Genomic DNA, 1,611 nt, shown 5'->3' with positions numbered 1-1,611 from the left:
TCGTCGGTGCGGCGGCTCTGCGCTCGTCCGCCGCGCTCTCGTGCACGACTGCACCGGCCGCCACCCCACCGTCGACGGTGCTGTGGGCCTCTGGGGTGCAACTGGTGATCATCGTGGCGGTATCACTGGACCTGCTGCTCTCGCGCAGCGTGCTGAGCGATTATGACGCCGGCCTGTACGCGCTCGGTGCGGTGGCGACCAAGGCGGCGTTCTGGTTCCCGCAGGCCGTCGGCGTCGTCGTCTATCCGCGGCTGGCCGATCCGGTGCGGTCGGCGGCCGCGCTGCGCTCGGGGGTCACCGTGCTCGCGGCCATCGGTGTCCTCGTGACGTTCGCCGCGGGGGCGGCCGGGCCGCTGGTGCCGTCGATCATCTCGCCCGACTACCAGCCGGTGGCGAACCTGCTATGGCTATTCGCGTATACCGGCGCGGTGCTGGCCATCCTGCAGTTGCTGCTGCTGGCCGCGATCGCCCGTGATCACGCCCGCGGCGGTATCCCGGCCTCGGTGGTACTGGTGATTGAGGTGGTCCTGATTCTGACCGTGGCGCATTCGGTCGTATCGCTCGCGGTGATCGCTGGCGGCTGCGCCACGGTGAGCGTTGGCGTCACCGCATGGTGGATCTCGTCAACTGGTACCCGGGGTCGGTTCACGTGGGGCGGACTCGTCGGGGCGGCGCAGCCACCAGATCCCGAAGCCGAGCAGGAATAGGCCAAGGACGCCCGCGGCGATGGGCACGACGCGCGTGGTCACCAGGACCGGCCACGCCCGGCTGGCCGCATAGTCGGCGGCCTCGCGGATCGTCCGCTGATCCGAATCGAGCGTGGTGTCGACGTTGATCAGCGAGTAGTCGTTCAGTTCGCGGCTGCGGGCCCGGAGCTCCGGGGTGAAACGGTAGGTTTCGGTCACTGCGGCGCGCTCGCTGACGATCACCCCGGTGGCCTCGTCCACGAACAGCTCGATGGTGGCCCGGTGCCGCAGCGTTGCGGTGAGCTCGTCGGTCGGTGCGATTCCGGGGAAATCCCTGAACCAGGCGGCCGGTTTGGTGAGGACCGCGCGCGGATCCTGCACGGCCGCCGACAGATCAGTTTCCGGGATCGTCGCGACGAAATGGGTCACCGTGCGGCCACCAATCGATTCGGTTCCGGCCACCGTGAGCGGCACTGATTGGCGGGTGATGGGATCGAAGTAGTCGTTCGAGTCGGGTGTGAAGCCGAACGGCAAAAGATACGTGTAGCCGCGACGGTCGGGGACGATGACGGCGGCGCTCTGATCGTCGTACTGGATCTCCGAGCCGCCGGTCGGCGCGGCAGTCGTGCGGTTCAGGGTCACCCGATCGATGGTCGCCGTAATGGTGGCGGGGGTGTCGCAGATGTCTTCGGGATCCACCGCCGCGCCGTCGACGATGAGGCGATCGATCCCGAGTGCCGCCCCGGCCTGCAGGGTCACCACCTCGGCGTCGGCCGGCCGGACGGCCAGCACGCGCCGGTGCTGGCGCACGGTTGCCTCGAGCACGCGGGCGCGTGGCGCGGACAGGGAACAGCGATCGAGGGCGCGCGTGCCGTCGGCGCCGTCGAGCACCCAGCTCTGATCGACGTCCAGCGGGACCTTTTTC

General features: G+C 69.3%; 1 protein-coding gene and 1 pseudogene. One reads left to right on the top strand and one right to left on the bottom strand.

The annotated features are described in order from the left end of the window. Nucleotides 1-707, top strand: a pseudogene (locus WAW85_RS16355) (hypothetical protein); the annotation flags it as partial. Here the strand turns inward: WAW85_RS16355 and WAW85_RS16350 are convergent. Beyond that, the coding region (locus tag WAW85_RS16350; RefSeq protein ID WP_422560643.1) for a DUF3068 domain-containing protein at nucleotides 624-1,611 on the bottom strand (988 nt) is incomplete at its 5' end. The pseudogene WAW85_RS16355 and the gene WAW85_RS16350 sit on opposite strands and share 84 nt — an antisense overlap.

The sequence above is a fragment of the Gordonia sp. (in: high G+C Gram-positive bacteria) genome (assembly GCF_049299075.1).
Classification (GTDB): domain Bacteria; phylum Actinomycetota; class Actinomycetes; order Mycobacteriales; family Mycobacteriaceae; genus Gordonia.
This window is presented reverse-complemented; position numbering and strand designations above follow the sequence as displayed.